General features: G+C 71.3%; 17 protein-coding genes and 1 tRNA gene. 6 read left to right on the forward strand and 12 right to left on the reverse strand.

Annotated features, from left to right (window positions below):
- Positions 1 to 29 precede the first annotated feature (29 nt).
- The 3 genes from glmU to ACQP2F_RS42930 all read right to left on the reverse strand — a co-directional run bounded on the left by glmU (position 30) and on the right by ACQP2F_RS42930 (position 2239).
- Entirely contained in the window at positions 30 to 1481 is a 1452-nt protein-coding gene (gene glmU, locus ACQP2F_RS42920; RefSeq protein ID WP_433298244.1) for a bifunctional UDP-N-acetylglucosamine diphosphorylase/glucosamine-1-phosphate N-acetyltransferase GlmU, read from the reverse strand.
- 67 nt (positions 1482 to 1548) lie between these two features.
- Positions 1549 to 1619, reverse strand: a tRNA-Gln gene (locus tag ACQP2F_RS42925).
- Positions 1620 to 1759: 140 nt separating this feature from the next.
- Positions 1760 to 2239, reverse strand: coding sequence for a helix-turn-helix domain-containing protein (locus ACQP2F_RS42930; RefSeq protein WP_433298246.1), 480 nt, complete (start codon positions 2237 to 2239; stop codon positions 1760 to 1762).
- 206 nt (positions 2240 to 2445) lie between these two features.
- Between ACQP2F_RS42930 and ACQP2F_RS42935 the strand changes: the two genes are divergently transcribed.
- Both ACQP2F_RS42935 and ACQP2F_RS42940 read left to right on the forward strand, forming a co-directional pair.
- The gene (locus tag ACQP2F_RS42935) at positions 2446 to 3408 is read left to right on the forward strand and encodes an acyl-CoA desaturase (protein ID WP_433298248.1); all 963 of its coding nucleotides are present in this window, start codon (positions 2446 to 2448) and stop codon (positions 3406 to 3408) included.
- Positions 3409 to 3536: 128 nt separating this feature from the next.
- Positions 3537 to 4139, forward strand: coding sequence for a TetR family transcriptional regulator (locus ACQP2F_RS42940; protein WP_433307849.1), 603 nt, complete (start codon positions 3537 to 3539; stop codon positions 4137 to 4139).
- On the opposite strand, the gene ACQP2F_RS42945 is transcribed toward ACQP2F_RS42940, so the two are convergent.
- The 6 genes from ACQP2F_RS42945 to rsmA form a co-directional block, all read right to left on the reverse strand.
- Positions 4132 to 4560: a DUF4383 domain-containing protein gene (locus ACQP2F_RS42945; RefSeq protein WP_433298250.1), complete on the reverse strand. Its 429-nt coding sequence runs from the start codon at positions 4558 to 4560 to the stop codon at positions 4132 to 4134. The genes ACQP2F_RS42940 and ACQP2F_RS42945 overlap by 8 nt on opposite strands.
- On the reverse strand, positions 4560 to 5021 hold the full coding sequence (locus ACQP2F_RS42950; protein ID WP_433298252.1) for a DUF4383 domain-containing protein: 462 nt from the start codon (positions 5019 to 5021) through the stop codon (positions 4560 to 4562). Before ACQP2F_RS42950 ends, ACQP2F_RS42945 begins: the two co-directional genes overlap by 1 nt.
- Before the next feature lie 82 nt (positions 5022 to 5103).
- Positions 5104 to 6900 (reverse strand): ABC-F family ATP-binding cassette domain-containing protein, encoded by a 1797-nt coding sequence (locus ACQP2F_RS42955; RefSeq protein ID WP_433298254.1) that lies wholly within the window; start codon positions 6898 to 6900, stop codon positions 5104 to 5106.
- 101 nt (positions 6901 to 7001) lie between these two features.
- Positions 7002 to 7949 (reverse strand): 4-(cytidine 5'-diphospho)-2-C-methyl-D-erythritol kinase, encoded by a 948-nt coding sequence (locus tag ACQP2F_RS42960; protein ID WP_433298256.1) that lies wholly within the window; start codon positions 7947 to 7949, stop codon positions 7002 to 7004.
- Complete coding sequence (locus tag ACQP2F_RS42965; RefSeq protein WP_433298258.1) at positions 7946 to 8521, reverse strand: Uma2 family endonuclease; 576 nt, start codon at positions 8519 to 8521, stop codon at positions 7946 to 7948. Before ACQP2F_RS42965 ends, ACQP2F_RS42960 begins: the two co-directional genes overlap by 4 nt.
- Positions 8518 to 9408 (reverse strand): 16S rRNA (adenine(1518)-N(6)/adenine(1519)-N(6))-dimethyltransferase RsmA, encoded by an 891-nt coding sequence (gene rsmA, locus ACQP2F_RS42970; RefSeq protein ID WP_433298260.1) that lies wholly within the window; start codon positions 9406 to 9408, stop codon positions 8518 to 8520. The genes ACQP2F_RS42965 and rsmA overlap by 4 nt, the downstream gene beginning before the upstream one ends.
- 60 nt (positions 9409 to 9468) lie before the next feature.
- Between rsmA and ACQP2F_RS42975 the strand changes: the two genes are divergently transcribed.
- Positions 9469 to 9894: a hypothetical protein gene (locus tag ACQP2F_RS42975; protein WP_433298262.1), complete on the forward strand. Its 426-nt coding sequence runs from the start codon at positions 9469 to 9471 to the stop codon at positions 9892 to 9894.
- Here ACQP2F_RS42975 and ACQP2F_RS42980 read toward each other — a convergent pair.
- On the reverse strand, positions 9891 to 10790 hold the full coding sequence (locus ACQP2F_RS42980) for a TatD family hydrolase (protein ID WP_433298264.1): 900 nt from the start codon (positions 10788 to 10790) through the stop codon (positions 9891 to 9893). The two genes, ACQP2F_RS42975 and ACQP2F_RS42980, sit on opposite strands and share 4 nt — an antisense overlap.
- Positions 10791 to 10859: 69 nt before the next feature.
- Between ACQP2F_RS42980 and ACQP2F_RS42985 the strand changes: the two genes are divergently transcribed.
- Positions 10860 to 11897: a hypothetical protein gene (locus tag ACQP2F_RS42985; protein WP_433298266.1), complete on the forward strand. Its 1038-nt coding sequence runs from the start codon at positions 10860 to 10862 to the stop codon at positions 11895 to 11897.
- A 6-nt stretch (positions 11898 to 11903) separates the two neighbouring features.
- Here the strand turns inward: ACQP2F_RS42985 and metG are convergent, their stop codons facing one another.
- Complete coding sequence (gene metG, locus ACQP2F_RS42990; protein ID WP_433298268.1) at positions 11904 to 13700, reverse strand: methionine--tRNA ligase; 1797 nt, start codon at positions 13698 to 13700, stop codon at positions 11904 to 11906.
- Between the two features lie 131 nt (positions 13701 to 13831).
- Between metG and ACQP2F_RS42995 the strand changes: the two genes are divergently transcribed.
- Positions 13832 to 15208 (forward strand): hypothetical protein, encoded by a 1377-nt coding sequence (locus ACQP2F_RS42995; RefSeq protein ID WP_433298270.1) that lies wholly within the window; start codon positions 13832 to 13834, stop codon positions 15206 to 15208.
- 16 nt (positions 15209 to 15224) lie between these two features.
- Here the strand turns inward: ACQP2F_RS42995 and rsmI are convergent, their stop codons facing one another.
- The gene (gene rsmI, locus ACQP2F_RS43000) at positions 15225 to 16082 is read right to left on the reverse strand and encodes a 16S rRNA (cytidine(1402)-2'-O)-methyltransferase (protein ID WP_433298272.1); all 858 of its coding nucleotides are present in this window, start codon (positions 16080 to 16082) and stop codon (positions 15225 to 15227) included.
- A 75-nt stretch (positions 16083 to 16157) separates the two neighbouring features.
- Between rsmI and ACQP2F_RS43005 the strand changes: the two genes are divergently transcribed.
- Positions 16158 to 17735, forward strand: a complete 1578-nt coding sequence (locus ACQP2F_RS43005; RefSeq protein ID WP_433298274.1) for a dolichyl-phosphate-mannose--protein mannosyltransferase — start codon at positions 16158 to 16160, stop codon at positions 17733 to 17735.
- Positions 17736 to 18542: the final 807 nt, after the last annotated feature.

The raw sequence follows: 18542 nt of genomic DNA on the forward strand, positions 1-18542 counted from the left end.
TCGCAGGCCCGCGGTTACCGGGCTCGCGGTTACTCCGCCTCGGAGACCTCGCCCGTCTCCCGCGCGGCCCGCTCGGCGGCCTCGGCCGAGACCGTCCCCGCCCGGCGCCGCGCCGTCCAGCCTTCCACGTTGCGCTGCGGCGCCCGGGTCACGCCCAGGCTCCCCGACGGCACGTCCTTGGCGATCGCGCTGCCGGCCGCCACATACGCCCCCGGCCCGACCTCGACCGGCGCGATCAGCACCGTGTCGGACCCCACGAACGCGGCCTCGCCCACCGTCGTCCGGCTCTTGTTGACCCCGTCGTAGTTCGCGAAGATCGTCCCCGCGCCGATGTTCGCCTTGGCCCCGATCGACGCATCACCCACATACGACAGATGCGGCACCTTCGCACCCTCGCCCAGCTCGGCGTTCTTGGCCTCGACGAACCCACCGATCTTCGACTTGCGCGCCAGCTTCGTGCCGGGACGCAGGAACGAGAACGGACCCACCGTCGCCTCCGGCCCGATCTCGGCGCCGATCGCATGCGTACGCAGAACCGTCGCCCCCGCCGCCACCGACGTGTCGACCAAGGTCGTGTCCGGCCCCACCACCGCGCCCGCCGCCACCGACGAGGTCCCCTGCAGCTGCGAGTTCTGGTCGATCACCGCGTCCGGCTCGAGCGTCACGGTCACGTCGATCCACGTCGTGGCCGGATCGAGGATCGACACCCCCGAGCGCATCCACGCCGTGTTCACCCGATCGCGCAGCAGCGCCCGCAGCTCGGCCAGCTGCGCCCGGTCGTTGGCACCGAGCGTCTCCTCCGCCCCCGGCGCCACGAACACGCCGACCGGGCTGCCCACCTCGACCAGCAGCGCGAACACGTCGGTCAGGTACTCCTCGCCCTGATCGTTGTCGGTCGAGATCTTCCCGAGCGCCTCGCGCAGCGCCCCCGCGTCGAACGCGTAGATCCCGCCGTTGATCTCCTTGATCGCCCGCACCTCGTCCGACGCGTCCCGGTGCTCCACGATCCGCGCCAGCCCACCGCCGGCGTCCCGCACGATCCGCCCCAGCCCGGTCGGGTCGTCCACCACCGCCGCCATCACCGTGGCGGCCCGCTTGCCCGACTCGTGGGCCTCGATCAGCCCCGCCAGCGTCTCGGCCCGCAGCAGAGGCGCATCCCCCGACAGCACGACCACGGTGCCGGCCACATCGGCCACCGCCTCCAGCGCGATCCGCACCGCGTGCCCGGTCCCGTTCTGCTCGGCCTGCAGCACCGGCATCGCCGCCGGCGCCACCTCGGCGAGGTGCGCCCGCACCTGCTCGGCCTTGTGCCCCACCACCACGACCGTCTGCTCCGCCTCGACCGCCTCGGCCGCCACCAGCACGTGCCCGAGCAGCGTGCGCCCGAGCAGCGGGTGCAGCACCTTGGGCAGGGCGGACTTCATCCGCTTGCCCTCACCGGCGGCAAGCACGACAACAGTTCGACGAGGGGCCTGGCTCACGCGATAACTCCATTGTTCGCAGTAGGCACTGACGACGCGGCGACCGACTCAGCCGCAAGACGATGTGCTCCCGGAAGAGGATTCGAACCCCTATAAACGGCACCAAAAGCCGCGGTCCTACCATTAGACGATCCGGGACCTATTTCGGGCATTTCCCTCTCGGGCCATGGCCACCGGTCACATATTAGCGGCACGCCGACGATGGCCACTCGCGGCAATCCCGTCGACCACCCCTTCCACCTCCCAGTAGAGGCGGCTCGACTTGGGCACGTAGACGATCAGGCACCCCCGGTAGGAATCCCCGACGTTCCGCCGAACGGTGGACGGCTTGTGCCGCTTGAGAATCGCCCGGCGGAACTTCCCCGCGGGCACGCCGACCATGTCGGCCCACCAACGGGTGGCGGCCTCGACGTCCGCGGCTTCTGCTTCGCTCCTTCACACCAGTAGGCGATCGCGCCGGCCAGCAGCACCTCGCGATCGGTCACCTCGCCGACCCACTCGACCAGCCGCTCGTGGGTGGCGGCGCGATCGGCGTCCCGAGCCCTGCGATGCGGCTCCCAGCGCGCTTCCCGCATGTGCTCCATGTGCCGCCGCTGCCGCTCCTCACGCTCAGCGGGCGTCCGATCCAGCGGCAGATGCCTCGTCCACAAGTACGCCGTCGACTTGGAGACTCCCAGCTCAACCGCGATCTGCGGCACCGAATACCCGTCTATCCGCATCTCGAGCGCCACCCGCCGCTCGTCGTTCTTCGCCTTCATGACTCAATCCCTCCGTCGCCTAACGCTTTATGTACCTACGTTAGTACCGTAAGACGAAGTGTTGTAAGCCTATAACGTGCCACATTCGGGACTCTTGAAGACGCGGCCCGCCGCCAGCTACGGTGGCGTAAGTTACGGTGACGTAGGCGTAAGTACTTGATCTCGCCGCCGCGTCTTTCCCCCTTCCCCCAGCCCAGCGAGGTGCCATGACTCCCACCGCCGTCGAATCCGTAGAGGCCGCCGCCCCCAAGGCCGGCCCCAAGCCGCTCACCGAGGGCCCGCAGTCCCGCGGCGTCCTCATCGCCCTGTACGCGTTCGTGCTCGTCCCGTTCCTGGCCGTCCTCGCCGCGATCCCGGTCGCCTGGGGCGGCTGGCTCTCGTGGACGGACATCGCCATCGGCGCCGCCTTCTACCTGGTGTCCGGTCTCGGCATCACGGTCGGCTTCCACCGGTACTTCACGCACGGGTCGTTCAAGGCGAAGCGCTGGCTGCGGGTGACCCTGGCGCTGGCCGGCTCACTGGCGATCGAGGGCGAGATCATCCAGTGGGTGGCGGATCATCGACGGCACCACATGTTCAGCGACCAGGAGGGCGACCCGCACTCGCCGTGGCGCTACGGCAGCGGCTACTGGGCGCTGGCCAAGGGCCTCTGGTTCGCGCACATGGGCTGGATGTTCAGCCGCGAGCTGTCCAACCGGGAGCGTTTCGCCCCCGACCTGCTGGCCGACCGCGACATCCACCGGGTCGACCGGCTCTTCCCGGCGATCGTGATCTTCTCGACCCTCGGGCCGGCCGCGATCGGCGGCCTGGTGACCTGGTCGTGGCAGGGCGCGCTGACGGCGTTCTTCTGGGCCGGCATCGTGCGGATCGGCCTGCTGCACCACATCACCTGGTCGATCAACTCGGTGTGCCACGTGTACGGCGAGCGGCCGTTCGAGGTGCGCAACGGCGACAAGGCGTCCAACTTCTGGCCGCTGGCGATCGTGTCGTTCGGGGAGAGCTGGCACAACCTGCACCACGCCGACCCGACCTGCGCCCGGCACGGCGTGCTGCGCGGCCAGGTCGACATCTCGGCCCGGGTGATCTGGGTGTTCGAGAAGATGGGCGCCGCGTGGGCGGTCAAGTGGCCGAACATGGAACGACTGTCCACGAAGATGACGAAGGCGTGACCGAGTCCACGGGGGAGATGGACAAAGGGCACAACTGGCAGGATGGCCAGGTGACCGAGACGGGCGGCAGCAGCGACGAGCAGCATCGCGTTCGGCGGCAGCGGCCGGCGGCGACCCCACGGGTACGCATGTCGGCCGCTCAGCGGCGGGAGCAGCTGATCGCGATCGGGCGGCAGTTGTTCGCCGAGCGCGGCTTCGACGCGACCAGTGTGGAGGAGGTCGCGGCGCGGGCCAAGGTGTCGAAGCCGGTGGTCTACGAGCACTTCGGCGGCAAGGAGGGCCTCTACGCGGTGGTCGTCGACCGCGAGGTGCGCGCCCTGCTCGACCGGATCGCGGCCGCGCTGACCGCGGGTCATCCGCGGGAGCTGCTGGAGCAGGCGGCGCTGGCGTTGCTGGACTACATCGAGGACGAGCCGCACGGCTTCCGGGTGCTGGTGCGCGAGTCGCCGGTGCTGTCGCCGGCGGGCAACTTCTCCAGCGTGATGAACGACGTGGCCCACCAGGTCGAGCACATCCTGGGCGACGAGTTCAAGCGCCGCGGCCTCGACCCGAAGTTCGCCGAGCTCTATTCGCAGGCGCTGGTCGGGATGGTGGCGCTGGTGGGCCAGTGGTGGCGCGAGGCCCGCAAGCCGAAGAAGGAGATGGTGGCCGCCCACCTGGTGAACCTGGCGTGGAACGGCCTGTCCCACCTCGAGCCGAAGCCGACGTTGCTGACCCGCAAGATCAAGTGAAGGCGACGTTCCCGATCTTGCCGTACAAGCCCGCGGTGAGGGTCACGAGGCCGAGCACGATCGTCACGATCACGTTGGCCATCGACGCGTTGAGGACGTTCGCGTCCGTCTGCAAAAACGCCATCATCAGCACCCCGAGGCCGCAGAGCCCCCAGCCGAGCACCAGCGCGACGTGGTGCAGCAGGTTGCCGCCGAGCAGCACCGAGGCGAGCAGCACCACGCCGACGATCGCGTAGAGCCAGGAGGCGGCGGGGTTGACCCGAAGCCCGAGCACCCAGTCGCCGCCGTCGCGGTAGAAGAACGCGTCGCCCCAGGTCCGCGCGATGCCGATGACCCCGACCAGGGTCAGGTACACCGCGGCGAGCCCGGCCAGGAAGCGGTACGTCTGACGCAGATGGTGGTTGAGGGGGTAGTGCGCCATCAGGCCGTGCGGCCCTCCCTCACCTGCCGCGGGGCGCCGGCCTCGGAGGCGGGCGCGACCTTGCTGTAGAGGCTCACCGTGATCAGAGCGAGCCCGACGAGGTAGGTGACGATCACGGTGTGGATGTCCTGGCCGAAGACGTTGGCGTCGGTCCGGCTGAACGCCAGCCCGTAGGTGCCGAGGACGAGCAGCCCCCAGCCCAGGTACTTGTCGGCCGCGGTGTCCAGGTTGCGGCCGATGGCGGTGGCCACCAGCACGATCGCGCCGACGGCCAGCATGATGATCGACAGCAGCAGGTTGGCGCCCTGGCCGAGCACGAGGTGGTCGTTGGGCCCGGTGGGGTCGTCGCCGGAGGTCTGGATCAGACCGACGATCCCGAACACGACCAGGTACGCGCCGGCGAGGAACCCGACGACGCGGTAGAGCGGCCGCAGGTGGTGGTTGACGGGATTGTGCGCCATGGTGTGTCCGTCTCCAAGCTCAGGTGGTGTTCCCCGCCGATTCTCGCGTATCCCGTTCACCGGCGCAGGCACACCCCCTCGATCAGCTGTCGGGCACCTGATCCGCGAGCTCCAGCCAGGCCTCCTCGACCTGACCGCGCTCCTCCTGCGCCGCCTTGAGCTGTGCCTCCAGCTCGATCAGCTTCTGATAGTCGGCGCCGTGCTCGGCCAGCTGCTCATTGATCTTGAGGATGCGCTCCTCGAGCTTGCCGAGCTGCCGCTCCAGCCGGGCAAGATCTTTGCGAGCCTGGCGGACCTCACCCGCGGACAGGCCGGTCGCGCTCGGCGTCGCTTGCGACCGCGTTTCCGGTACGCCTACCGTCAGCCGCGCCGCCGCCCGGGCGAGATATTCATCGACGCCACCGGGCAGGTGCACGAGACGACCATCCCCGAACATCCCGTACGCGGTGTCCGTGACCCGCTCGACCAGATACCGGTCGTGGCTCGCCACGATCATCGTGCCCGGCCACGAGTCGAGCAGGTCCTCGAGCGCCGCCAGCGTGTCCGTGTCGAGGTCGTTGGTGGGCTCGTCGAGCAGGAGCACGTTGGGCTCGGTCGCCAGCAGGCGCAGCAGCTGCAGCCGCCGCCGCTCGCCGCCGGAGAGGTCGCCGACCGGGGTCCAGATCCGCTTGTCGGTGAAGCCGAAGACCTCGGCGAGCTGACCGGCCGACAGCTCCCGGTCGCCGAGCTTGACCCGCTTGGCGACCTCCTCCACGGCTTCGAGCAGGCGCAACTCCCCCGGCAGCTCCTTGAGCTCCTGGGAGAGGAAGGCCGCGCGCACGGTCGAGCCGGTGACCAGGCGCCCGCCGGCCGGGCTGCTGAGGCCCGCCAGCAACCGCAGCAGGGTCGTCTTGCCGGCCCCGTTGGCGCCCAGGATCGCGATCCGGTCGCCCGGTCCGACCTGCCAGGTGAGCCCGTTCAGGATCGGCTTGGCGCCGGCCGTGAGCGTCACGTCCTGGAGGTCGTAGACCTGCTTGCCGAGCCGGGTGACGGCCAGCCGCTGCAGGCTGACGGTGTCGCGGACAGGCGGCACGTCGGCGATGAGCGCGTTAGCGGCGTCGATCCGGAATTGCGGCTTCGACGTCCGGGCCGGCGGCCCGCGCCGCAGCCAGGCGATCTCCTTACGGAGCAGGTTCTGCCGGCGGGCCTCGATGGCGGCGGCGACCCGCTGACGCTCGGCGCGGGCCAGGATCCAGGCCGCATAGCCGCCCTCGTACGCGTACACCTTCTCGTCGACGACCTCCCAGGTGGCCGTGCAGACGGCGTCGAGGAACCACCGGTCGTGGGTGACCACGCACAGCGCCCCGCGGCGGGTGAGCAGATAGCGGGCGAGCCAGTCGACGCCGGCCACGTCGAGGTGGTTGGTCGGCTCGTCGAGGATCAGCAGGTCGCTGTCGCGCACGAGCAGCGCCGCCAGCGCCACCCGGCGGCGTTCGCCACCCGACATCGGCCCGACCGGGGTGTCGAGCCCGAGGTGTCCCATGCCGAGCCCGTCGAGGATCGCGCGGACGCCGGCGTCGCCCGCCCACTCGTGCTCGGCCCCCATGCCCACGGCGAGCCAGGCGGTGCCGAGCACGACGTCCCGGACGGTGGCGTCGGCGGCAAGCGACAAGGTCTGCGGAAGGCTGGCGACACGCAGGTCACGGCGGTGGGTGACGCGCCCGTCGTCGGGATCCTCCGACTTCGCGAGCATCCGCAGGAGCGTCGACTTACCGGCGCCGTTGAGCCCGACGATGCCCACCCGAGCATCGTCGTCGAGCCCGATCGAAACGTCGGTGAGAAGCCGCCCGGCAGCGCCGTATCCCTTGCTGACCCGGTCCAGGTTGATGATGTTGGCCACGATGCGACCAAGGCTACCCGCGCGCCCACCGTGCCCCCGCGCCGGTCACCGCTGCGCCCGAACGGCCCATGCGAGCGCGGCCACCCACAGGAGCGGTGGCGCTACGTCATGCGCGCGCCGGGCATCGGGCCCCGGGCGGTCACGGCCTCGCGGCAGACGCCGGCCTCGTTGAGGGCCGCGGCCACCCGCTCGGCGTGATTGGCGTCGGTGGCCAGGAACACGCACGTCGGCCCCGAGCCGGAGACCAGCCCGGTCACCGCGCCCGCGGCCGCGCCCGCCTCGAGCACCGCGGTCAGCTCCGGCCGCAGGGCGATCGCGGCCGGCTGGAGGTCGTTGCCGAGGGCGGCGCCGAGCACCGCCGGGTCGCGCTGGCGCAGCGCGGACATCAGCTCGTCGGCGCCGGCCACTGCCTTCGGCGGGAACGGGCTGTCGCGCAGCGCGTCGAGCTTGGCGTAGACCTCGGGCGTCGACAGGCCGCCGCCGGCCAGCGCGAGCACCCAGTGCCAGGTGGTGGGCCGGGCCAGGATCGGGCTGATCGCCTCGCCGTGGCCGGTGCCCAGCGCGGTGCCGCCGTGCAGCAGGAACGGCACGTCCGACCCGAGCTCGGCCCCGATCTCGGCCAGCTCGTCACGGGACAGCCCGGTGCCCCACAGCAGGTCGCAGGCGATCAGCGTGGCCGCCGCGTCGGCGCTGCCGCCGGCCAGCCCGGCCGCGAGCGGGATCGACTTGCGCAGGTGCAGCCGCGCGTGGGCCGGCACCCGGGTCTGCGCCGCGAGCGCCCGCGCGGCCCGGATGATCAGGTTGCTCTCGTCGAGCGCGAGCGTCCCGGCGCCCTCGCCCTCCATGGTCAGCGCGAGCGTGTCGCCCTGCCGGGCGGTGAGCTCGTCGAACAGGCTGATCGCGTGATAGACCGTGTTGAGCTCGTGGAAGCCGTCGGGCCGCAGCGGGCCGACCCCGAGATGCAGGTTGATCTTCGCCGGCACGCGCACCCGCACCGGACCCGCCAGCTTGCGCGGCTCGTCGTCGTCCGGTCCCCACGCCTCCGTCACGGAGTGATCTCCGAAATCGGGAGCCGAATCTCGAACGGCGCGCTCAGCACCAGCTCGGTGTCCGAATCCGCCGCCAACTCGTAGCGACCGTCCACCAGGTCATAGGCGAAGACATGAACCGGGTCCTGCTCGATTCGCCAGAAATGCGGGATGCCTGCCAAGCCGTATTCCACCGGCTTCTCGAAGCGATCCCTCCGCTTGGTGCCTGGCGAGACCACCTCTACCGCGATCGCCGCCTGCGACGGCAGGAAGAAGTGGTTCGACTTCTCGACTGGCGCGTGAAGCAGCAGCACGTCCGGCTCGAAGCTGTCCTGTGACCCGAGCGCGACGCCCAGTGCGGTGCCGGGCTGGAAGCCGTCCGGAGCGTTCCGCCGGAACCACAGCCACAGCAGGTTTCCGATGTCCTGATGACCAAGCGTGGGGGAGGGAACCACGATCATGACTCCATCGCGAAGCTCGACGCGGGGAGCGTCATCAGGCAGATTGAGGACGTCTTCGAGAGAGAAGTTCGCCAGGCGCTGCCGGATGGGGTCGGGCGACCACATGACATGACCGGTCGGTTCTGCGGTCATGAGTCCACCTCCTCGGGCTCCGCGTCGGTCGCGCTGAGCTTACCGCCGACGCCTGACAGTTTGGCCGCGGCGGCTATCGCGGCGAACTCGCCCACGGTCAGCGACTCGCCCCGCGCCTGCGGGCTGATCCCGGCCGCCACCAGCACCTTCTCGGCCCGGTCGGCGCCGCCCGCCCACCCGGCGAGGGCGGCCCGCAGGGTCTTGCGGCGCTGGGCGAAGGCGGCGTCGACCACGGCGAAGACCGAGGCCCGGTCGGCGTCCCCCGGCGGTGGTGTACGCCGGGTGAACGCGACCAGGCCGGAATCCACGTTGGGCACCGGCCAGAACACGGCGGGTGGCACCTTGCCGGCCGGACGCGCGTCCGCATACCAGGCCAGTTTCACGGACGGAACCCCGTACACCTTGGAACCCGGACCCGCGGTGAGCCGGTCGGCGACCTCCTTCTGCACCATCACCAGGCCGCCGCGCAGGGTCGGCAGCTCGGCCAGCAGATGCAGCACCACCGGCACGGCCACGTTGTAGGGCAGGTTCGCCACCAGCATCGTCGGCGCCGGGTCGAAGTCGGCGGCGCGCACCCGCATCGCGTCGGCCGGATGCACGCTCAGGTGGGCGGCGGTCACGGTGGCCGGGAGCGCCTCGGCCAGCTTCGGGTCGATCTCCACCGCGTGTACGTGCCGGACCGCACCGACCAGGCCGAGCGTCAGCGAGCCGAGGCCGGGACCCACCTCGAGGGCCACGTCGTCGGGGCGCAGCCCGGCCGCCGCGACGATGCGCCGGATCGTGTTCGGGTCGTGCAGGAAGTTCTGGCCGAGCTTCTTGGTCGGGGACACGCCGAGGCGCGCCGCGAGCTCCCGGATCTCCGCCGGGCCGAGAAGAGCGTCAGCCATGAGGTCAGAGCCTACGGCCGGGGGTCCGCCGGGCTGGACGCGACAGGGTAGAAAGCAGGAATGACCGAGTTGCTGGAGCTGCGCGCGGTCGTCGAGGCGCCGCCCGACCGGGTCGCCGAGCTGCTGCTCGACGTGCGCCCGGGCGGCCGGTCGCCGCTGGCCGCGGGCGGCGAGGTGGACGAGGCCGACGAGGGCGACGAGTTCGTGGTGGTCAAGGACGGCAGCCGGATGACGGTGAGCGTCGACCGGGCGGCCCGCTCGGTCGCGCTGCAGGGCGAGTGGTGGTACCGCGGGGTGACCTCGGTCGAGCCCGACCCGCGCGGCTCCCGGGTGATCCACCGGATCTTCAACGTGGCGCGGGGCAACGGCTGGGCGGTGCGGTTCGTCTCCCGCGGCCCGCTCAACGCGGCGCCGCGCTCGTTCGCCGAGACCGTGCACCGCCTCGGCGAGCACCTCGGCGTCGCGGCCTGGGTGGTGGACGACTAGCGCCAGGGGCCGAAGACCCGCTCGCCGTTCTCGGAGATCGCGGCGCACAACGCGTCCAGGTCCTCGCCGCGCGTCTCGGCCAGGGCCCGGACGGTCAGCGGGATGAGGTACGAGGCGTTCGGCCGCCCCCGGTGCGGCACCGGCGTCAGATAGGGGGCGTCGGTCTCCACCATGATCTGCGCGGCCGGCGTGACCTCGGCCGCCGCCCGCAACGCGCCGGCGCTGGCGAAGGTGACCGTCCCGGCGAAGCTCAGGTAGAAGCCGCGCCGCACGCACTCGGCGGCGAAGTCGGCGTCGCCGGAGAAGCAGTGCATCACCACCGTGTCGGGGGCGCCTTCGGAGTCGAGCACCCGCAGCACGTCCGCGTGCGCCTCCCGGTCGTGGATGACCAGCGCCTTGCCGTGCCGCTTGGCGATCGCGATGTGCGCCCGGAAGCTGTCCTCCTGCGCGCGCCGGCCGTCCTCGCCGGTCCGGAACGTGTCGAGCCCGGTCTCGCCGATCCCCCGTACCCGCGGCTCGCCGGCCAGCTCCTCGATCGCGCGCAGCTGCTCGTCCAGGTCGGACAGGTGCGGCGCCTCGTTCGGGTGAATCGCGACGGCGGCCAGCACGGCGTCGTTGCGGGCGGCCAGGGCGGCACTCCAGCGCGACGACGGCACGTCCACGCCCACCTGCACCAGCCGATCGATACCGGACTTGGCGGCGGCGCCGATGAGCGCGTCGACCGGGTCGCCGTCCCCACCGCCGGGCACCCCAGCCTCCTGAATCGTCAGATCCAGATGGGTGTGGCTGTCGAAGACCGGAACGGACAGGGGCTCGGGCGCGGCCGGGAACTCCCCGCGGCGGCGGGCTTCCTTGTCCTGTCGCGACTGGGACGGTGTCGATGGCATGTGAGACATTCTGCACTTACCCCTCGGGGCAACCGATTGTTCACCTGATATCCATGGACGTCGCTTAAGTTGCGCCGGGTGACCTTGACCGGCGAGGACAGCGCGGTCGGCGCTGACCCACTCGAGCCGCCCCTGTCGGCGCCGCTGCGCCGCGACCTCGGCTGGAACCAGGTGCAGCGGATGAGCCAGTCCGTGGCGTACCGGGACGACGCGCTGCTGCGCCGGATCCGGGCCACCGCGGCGATCCGCCGCGGCACGCGGATGACCAAGGTGCTGTCACCCGCTCAGGTGGCGGGACATCTGGGCGGCTGGATGCCGTACGGCTTCTGCTACCGCTCCTGCGACATCGCCCACCTGCACGAACCGCGGGAGCTGGCGCTGCTGGGAACCGACGGTGCGGCCGATGGCGCCGAGTTCGCGTACGCGTTGCGCTGGCGCGCGGTCGACCCGTCGGACTACGAGGTGCCGGGCGGCCCGGCCCAGCCCGGCCTCGCCCTGCTGCCGGCGCACTCCCGGGTCGGCGCGCTGGTGCTGGGCACCGGCTTCAGCCCGAGCACCGACGACCTCGTCCCCGAGTACGTCACGGCCGGGTTCGCCGACCTGCCGATGCCGGCCAACGCGCAGATCATCGCGTACGTGCCCGGCGGCGAGGAGATCATCCTGTACACGTACCAGCCGGAGCAGCACGGCTGGCTGCGCCTGGCCGGCCCGCGCTGGCGGTCGCTGCTGGACAACCTGCCCGGCGTCAGCCCCGACCGGGAGTACCTGCCCTGCACCACTCCCGGCTCGTCGAAGCTGGTCGGCCGGATCAACGACAAGGAGTACGAGGCGGTCGCCGACCCGCCCGAGGAGTTCCGGGTGCGCGCCCTGACCCGGGCCGCCCGGTACCCGGTGAGCACGTTGAGCCGCCGCGCCGAGCAGGCCCGGTGGCGCGGCGTCCCGTGCTGGGTGCTGCAACGCGACGACAGCTGGGCCCGGCTGCGCCTGGTCCGCCCGGACGCCGACACGCTGAACGCGACCGGCGCCCGGTGCTACGAGCGCGGCGTCTACGAGACCTGGGCCCCGCTCGGCGAGCTGATGGACCACCACATCGCGGACATCCCCTACCAGCTCTGAGAGCAACTAGCTCTCGAGGCGGGCCAGTTCCTCGTCTACGACCGAAGGCTCGAGCTTGCGGAACACCGGCTTCGGGGCGGCCAGCGGCGTACCGGCGACGAGCGGGACCGACTCCCACCGCGCGCCCACCGAGTAGTCGCCCATCAGCACCGGGTAGGACGGGCCGCCGTCGAGGTCGTCGACCTCCACGATCTCCGGCATCGGCGCGTGCACGCCCTGGCCGCCCAGCAGCTCGAACACCTTCTGGGCGGAGTGCGGCAGGAACGGGGTCAGCAGCGTGTTCGCGTCGCTGACCACCTGCAGCGCCACGTGCAGCACGGTCGCCTGGCGCGGCTTGTCCTCCTCGGCCTTGAGCTTCCACGGGGCCTGCTCGGACAGGTACTTGTTGGCCTCGGCGACCACCTTCATCGCCTCGCCGATCGCCGCCTTCTGCCGGTGCTTGCCGATCAGCTCGCCGACCGTGCCGAAGCCCGCCTTGGCCACCGCGAGCAGCGCCTCGTCCGCCGGCGTCAGCTCGCCGGCCTCGGGAATGGCGCCGAAGTTCTTGGCGGCCATCGAGACCGAGCGGTTGACCAGGTTGCCCCAGCCGGCGACGAGCTCGTCGTTGTTGCGCCGGACGAACTCGGACCAGGTGAAATCGGTGTCGGTCGACTCCGGCCCGGCCGCCGCGATGAAGTAGCGCAGCGCGTCGGCGTCGTAGCGCTCGAGGAAGTCGCGCACGTAGATGACGACCCGCCGGGACGAGGAGAACTTCTTGCCCTCCATCGTCAGGTACTCGCTGCTGACCACCTCGGTCGGCAGATTCAGCCGGCCGAGGTCGCCGGGCTCGCCGCCCTTGTCGCCCTCGCCGGAGTAGCCGAGCAGCAGCGCCGGCCAGATCACCGAGTGGAAGACGATGTTGTCCTTGCCCATGAAGTAGTACGACTGGGCGTCCTTGCCGAGGCCGTCCGCCGACCACCACTGCCGCCACGCCTCGGGGTCGCCGGTGCGGCGGGCCCACTCGATCGAGGCCGACAGGTAGCCGATCACCGCGTCGAACCACACGTAGATGCGCTTGTCGGTGCGGTCGCGCCAGCCGTCGAGCGGGATCGGCACGCCCCACTCGAGGTCGCGGGTGATCGCCCGGGGCTGCAGGTCGTCGAGCAGGTTGCGGGAGAACTTGAGCACGTTGGGCCGCCAGTTCTCGCGCTGGTCGAGCCAGCGCCCGATCGCCTCGGCGAAGGCCGGCAGGTCGAGGAAGAAGTGCTCGGTCTCGACGAACTCCGGGGTCTCACCGTTGATCTTGGAGCGCGGGTTGATCAGCTGCTCGGGGTCGAGCTGGTTGCCGCAGTTGTCGCACTGGTCGCCGCGGGCGCTCTCGTAGCCGCAGATCGGGCAGGTGCCCTCGATGTAGCGGTCGGGCAGCGTGCGCCCGGTCGACGGCGAGATGGCGCCCAGCGTCGTACGCGCCACGATGTAGCCGTTCCGGCTCAGCACCGTGAACAGCTCCTGCACGACCGCGTAGTGGTTACGCGTCGTGGTGCGGGTGAACAGGTCGTAGGTCAGGCCGAGGCCGTGCAGGTCCTCGACGATCACCCGGTTGTAGCGGTCGGCGAGCTCACGCGGGGTCACGCCGTCCGCGTCGGCCTGCACCTGGATGGGCGTGCCGTGCTCGTCGGTGCCCGAGACCATGAGCACGTCGTGACCGGCCATCCGCATGTACCGGCTGAAAACGTCGGAGGGCACCCCGAAGCCGGAGACGTGACCGATGTGGCGCGGGCCGTTGGCGTAGGGCCAGGCAACCGCGGCGAGAACGTGACTCATGGTTCCTAAGAGTAGTGAGCGGCCATCGGGCTCCGCGAACGGATTGCTTCCGCCCTCGGCGAGATAGTCATTTATCCCGACACGCCCGGATTGTGCGTGATCGCCGCCCCGCCGCGTAGTCCAATGGACTGATGATCGGAGAGACGCCGCAACCTGGGGAGAAGCCCTCCCACGAGGGCAACCCGTGGTCGTTCTCCGATCCGGGCGCCGGCTGGTGGCGCCCGGAGCCGCACCGCTCGGCCGAGGGCGACCGCGCGGCCACCGATCCACCCACCGGGCGACCCCGGCACCCGCGCCGGCGCGCGCCGCAGCACCAGGCCGCCCCCGGTGGCACCGGCACGCTGCTGCCGCCGTCCGAGGTGCCCCGCCGCAGCCCGGAGGAGGCCGAGGCGCACGCGGCCGCGGTCCAGGACACCACCCGGCAGCTCGACCCCGAGGTGCGGTCCCGGGCCGAGCAGATCGTCGAGCGCGACCATGACCTGGCCGACCGGCACCGGTACGACCCGCTGCGCCCGCCGGCCGGGCACGTGCCCCTCCACGCCGCCAAGTCGGTCGCCGCCGACTTCTCCCCGGAGAAGGCCGCCAAGTCGGTCGCCGCCGACTTCTCCCCGGAGAAGGCCGCCAAGTCGGTCGCCGCCGACTTCTCCCCGGAGAAGGCGGCGCTTCCGCCCGCGGAGGAAGCCGAGAAGACGGAACAGCCGCCGGCGCCCGAGCCGGACGTGATGGTGCTGCCCGAGCCGAACACCCGCAACCGCCCCACGGTGCCGCTCGAGCCGGCCGCGGGCCCGGTGCCCGGCCTCACCCGGCAGAACCGCCGCGTCCCGCCGGAGCGCGCCCTCGAGCGTCCGACCGAGCCGCTGCCGCGCGCGACCGGCGATCCGGAGACCGACGCGCGCCTGGAACGCCTCGAGAACTCCCCGTTCTGGCACAGCGACCCCGAGACGGTCACCGAGCCGCTGCCGGCCGAGCGGCCGGCCCACGCCGGCACCCGCCGGGCCGGCCGCCGCCCCAGCCACCGCACCCCGGTCGCCGCGTTCCTCTCGCTGATCGCGCTCGGCCTGCTCGCCGCGTTCTTCGCGTGGGTCAGCGCCGAGCCGTTCTGGCTGGCCATGGGCCACGGCGACCGCGGTTACGCGACCGTCAGCAGCTGCACCGGCTCGGGCGTCACCCAGCACTGCACCGGCGGGTTCGCGGCCGCCGACGGGAGCTTCACGATCAGCCGGGTCACGCTGCTCGGGGTCGGGCCCGGTCACCGGGTGCCGGGCACGGTGAGCCCGGCGCGCATGGTGAGCCCGGACAGCTATCGCGCGTACCTCGGCGACACCGGACCGCTGCTGCAGGCGCGCTGGCTGCTCGGCTTCACGCTGGTGCTCTTCTGCGGGTACGCGATAGCGGGCGTCACCGGGGCACGCCGGCTCGAGACCGCGCGGGCCCGGCGCGGCGCGGTGCTGGCGAGCCTGGCCGGGCCGCTGCTGCTGCTGGCCGGCTTCCTGATCGCCGCCTACTGAGTGGTTTCGCCGCCGGCTACCGGGGCGCGCTGACCACCAGCCCGTACACCTCGCGCTTCTTGAGGCCGAAGTCCTCGGCCACGGCCTGGATCGCGTCGCGCCGGGTCGAGCCGGCCGCTTCCCGCTCGGCGACCGCCGCGCGCAGCTCCTCGTCCGACGGGCGGGGCGGCGGACCGGCCGGCGCACCACCGATGACCAGGGTTATCTCGCCGCGCGGCTCGCTCTCGGCGGCCCACGAGGCGAGCTCCCGCAGCGTTCCGCGACGGATTTCCTCGTACGTCTTGGTCAGCTCCCGGCAGACCGCGGCCGGCCGCTGATCGCCGAACGCCGCCGCCAGATCGCCCAACGCCCCCGCGATGCGGTGCGGCGCCTCGAAGAACACCAGCGTGCGAGGCTCGGCGGCGAGCTCGCGCAGGCGGGAGCGGCGATGCGATCCGGTACGCGGCAGGAAGCCCTCGAACACGAACCGGTCGCTGGGCAGGCCGGACAACGCCAGCGCGGTCGTCACGGCACTCGGCCCGGGCGCCGCGGTGACCGGGAAGCCGGCCTCGAGCGCGGCCTTGACCAGCCGATAACCCGGGTCCGAGACGCTCGGCATACCCCCGTCGGTGACCACCGCGACCGTCGCGCCGTCCGTCAAGGCTTCGAGCAATTCCGGCGTACGCCGCTCGTCGTTGCCCTCGAAATACGAGACCACCCGCCCGGAGACCGTCACGCCCAGGTCCCGGGCGAGCCGCGCCAGCCGGCGGGTGTCCTCGGCCGCGACGACATCGGCCGAGGCCAGCACCTCGCGCAGCCGGGCCGAGGCGTCGCCGATGTTGCCCAGCGGCGCGCCGGCCAGCACCACCCGGCCCGTCCCGGTCTCATGGGTCATCGGGAAAGTCCACCACATCAACCGACGCGCCGACGTCGGGCACCGCTTCCCAGGCGTACGTCCTAGGATCGCGGGGTGACGACGGCGACAGCTGAGACTGAGCTCACTCCGGAACCGCCCGCGGCCGCACCGCCTCCGGCCGGGGTCCGCGGCGTTCCCGACGTCGTCCGGCGTCGCCTGGCCACGCTCGACAACTGGCTCAATCCACACTCGTGGATGGTCACCGGGCTCATCGTGGTGATCGCCGCGATCCTGCGGTTCCAGGATCTCGCCAAGCCCAAGGGCTACATCTTCGACGAGGTCTACTACCCGACCGACGCCTGGGACATGATCCACCACGGCGTCGAGTGGGACGAGAAGACCAACGGCCCGGCGTACGTGGTGCACCCGCCCCTGGGCAAGTGGCTGATCGCCCTCGGCGAGCTGGTCTTCGGCAACAAGGAGCTCGGCTGGCGCTTCCCGGCCGCGGTCGCCGGCACCTTGATGATCCTCATCCTGGTCCGGGTCGCCTACCGCATGTTCCACTCGGTGCTGCTGGCCGGCACCGCGGGCCTGCTGATGGCGCTCGACGGCTTCCAGCTCGTCCTGTCCCGCACGTCGCTGCTCGACATCTTCGTCGGCCTGTTCGTGCTGGCCAGCTTCGCCGCCCTGGTGCTCGACCGCGACCACTACCGCCGCCGCCTGCTGCGCGCCCTCGAGAACGGCTACGACCCGGCCAAGACCGCCACCGTCCCGCACATAGTCCCGTGGTGGCTGCTCGTCTCGGCCGTGCTGTTCGGCATGGCCTGCGGCGTGAAGTGGAGCGCCCTGTTCTTCCTGCCGTTCTTCGGCGCGCTGATCCTCGTCTGGCGCTGGCAGGCCCGCCGATCGGCCGGCATCCAGGGCCCGATCATCGCCGGCATCTTCGGGGACATCGGCTGGGGCGTGCTCAGCGTGGTGCTGTCGCTCATCACGTACCTGTCCACCTGGACCGGCTGGTTCGTCACCAACACCGGCTACTTCCGGCACTACCGCGAGGCCAACGGCCTGAGCGAGCCCCCCGTGATCGGCGCCCTGCGCAACCTGTGGCACTACCACGTCGAGGCGTTCAACTTCCACAGCGGCCTGACCGAGCGGCACGTCTACCAGTCGTGGCCGTGGCAGTGGCTGCTGCTGGGCCGCCCGGTCGCCTTCTACTGGAACAACACCGGCAACTGCGGCGCCCCCAGCTGCGCCCGCGAGATCCTGCTGCTGGGCACCCCGATCCTGTGGTGGTCGTTCGGCCCCGCGCTGGCCGCCATGGTCTGGTTCGGCATAGCCCGCCGCGACTGGCGGGCCTGGGCGATCCTGGTGCCGGTGCTGGGCGGCATGCTGCCCTGGTTCTATTACGCGGTCAAAGACGGCCGCACCATGTTCTCGTTCTACCTGCTGCCCGCGCTGCCGTTCCTGATCCTGGCGATCGTCTACGTCCTCGGCGCCATCATGACCCCCACGACCGGCGTAGCCTCCGGCAAGGCCAGAACCGACCGCCAACTGATAGGAACCGTGGTGGCCGGTGCATACGTCGTCCTGGTGGCGTTGTGCTTCGCCTACTTCCATCCGATATTCGTGGCTCAGCTCATCTCGTACGACAGCTGGTCGTCCCGGATGTGGCTGGGCGGACGCTGGATTTGAAGGAGCTAGGGGCGGTGAGCTGGCGAGGCTCGACGCCTTTGGCGGTGGTCTGTGGTCTGCGGTCGGCAGGCCGCCGGTCGGTAGCCGCAACCGCCAGCCGATAGCCGCAACCGCCAGCCGATAGCCGCAACCGCCAGCGGGTGACCGCGAGCGCCGCCGTCGAGGTCAGTCGTCAGCGCCGTTCTCAGCATCAGCGTCAGCGCCAGCCGTCAGCCGCCGGCGAGCACCGCCGCCTGGGCCGCAGCCACAGGGCCGCCAATGGCCAGCCGTCGGCCGACGCGCGGCTCTGCGCCGCCCCTCCTCCACTTTGAGGCCGCTTCGACCGCGTGGGCTGGCTGCCGGGAGCGAATGGGCAAGGCTGTGGCGCACTGCGCGCTGCGCACTGCGCGTTTCGCACGGGCGCGCTGCGAGTTGCGCGCTCGGAACGGGCTCGGCCGCGAGACGAGCACTGCCGTGGAAGACGGGGCTTCGGTTGGCCGTGCGGAAGACGGGCCGTCATCGTCGCTCGTCAGGCGCGCGGCGGGTCTGACTGCGGAGAACTGACGCCGAGCGCGAGAAGAGAGACGGCAAGGGCGAAGAACCTGACGCCGAATGCGGAGCGTTGATGCGGAGCTCGAAGAACTGGCGTCGCCTGCGGTGGAGTGACCACTACCGCGCGAGGAGAGGGAGCTCTATCAGTGAGCACAAGGGCTGCACATAAGGGCGCGCCCCGATCGCCTGCCACGGGGGAAGCGGGCGATAGGGGCGCGCAAGAACAAGCTTAACTACCTCTGATGACGTGCACAACGGCTCGACCGGGAAGTTTCA

This window comes from Actinoplanes sp. CA-030573 (genome assembly GCF_050951115.1).
In the GTDB taxonomy this organism is placed as follows: Bacteria; Actinomycetota; Actinomycetes; order Mycobacteriales; family Micromonosporaceae; genus Actinoplanes.

Coding starts and splice junctions, on each gene's coding strand:
- ACQP2F_RS42930 (WP_433298246.1), bottom strand. CDS start 2,239: ATGAAGGCGAAGAACGACGAGCGGCGGGTGGCGCTCGAGATGCGGATA.
- ACQP2F_RS42935 (WP_433298248.1), top strand. CDS start 2,446: ATGACTCCCACCGCCGTCGAATCCGTAGAGGCCGCCGCCCCCAAGGCC.
- ACQP2F_RS42940 (WP_433307849.1), top strand. CDS start 3,537: ATGTCGGCCGCTCAGCGGCGGGAGCAGCTGATCGCGATCGGGCGGCAG.
- ACQP2F_RS42945 (WP_433298250.1), bottom strand. CDS start 4,560: ATGGCGCACTACCCCCTCAACCACCATCTGCGTCAGACGTACCGCTTC.
- ACQP2F_RS42950 (WP_433298252.1), bottom strand. CDS start 5,021: ATGGCGCACAATCCCGTCAACCACCACCTGCGGCCGCTCTACCGCGTC.
- ACQP2F_RS42965 (WP_433298258.1), bottom strand. CDS start 8,521: ATGACCGCAGAACCGACCGGTCATGTCATGTGGTCGCCCGACCCCATC.
- rsmA (WP_433298260.1), bottom strand. CDS start 9,408: ATGGCTGACGCTCTTCTCGGCCCGGCGGAGATCCGGGAGCTCGCGGCG.
- ACQP2F_RS42975 (WP_433298262.1), top strand. CDS start 9,469: ATGACCGAGTTGCTGGAGCTGCGCGCGGTCGTCGAGGCGCCGCCCGAC.
- ACQP2F_RS42980 (WP_433298264.1), bottom strand. CDS start 10,790: ATGTCTCACATGCCATCGACACCGTCCCAGTCGCGACAGGACAAGGAA.
- metG (WP_433298268.1), bottom strand. CDS start 13,700: ATGAGTCACGTTCTCGCCGCGGTTGCCTGGCCCTACGCCAACGGCCCG.
- ACQP2F_RS42995 (WP_433298270.1), top strand. CDS start 13,832: ATGATCGGAGAGACGCCGCAACCTGGGGAGAAGCCCTCCCACGAGGGC.
- rsmI (WP_433298272.1), bottom strand. CDS start 16,082: ATGACCCATGAGACCGGGACGGGCCGGGTGGTGCTGGCCGGCGCGCCG.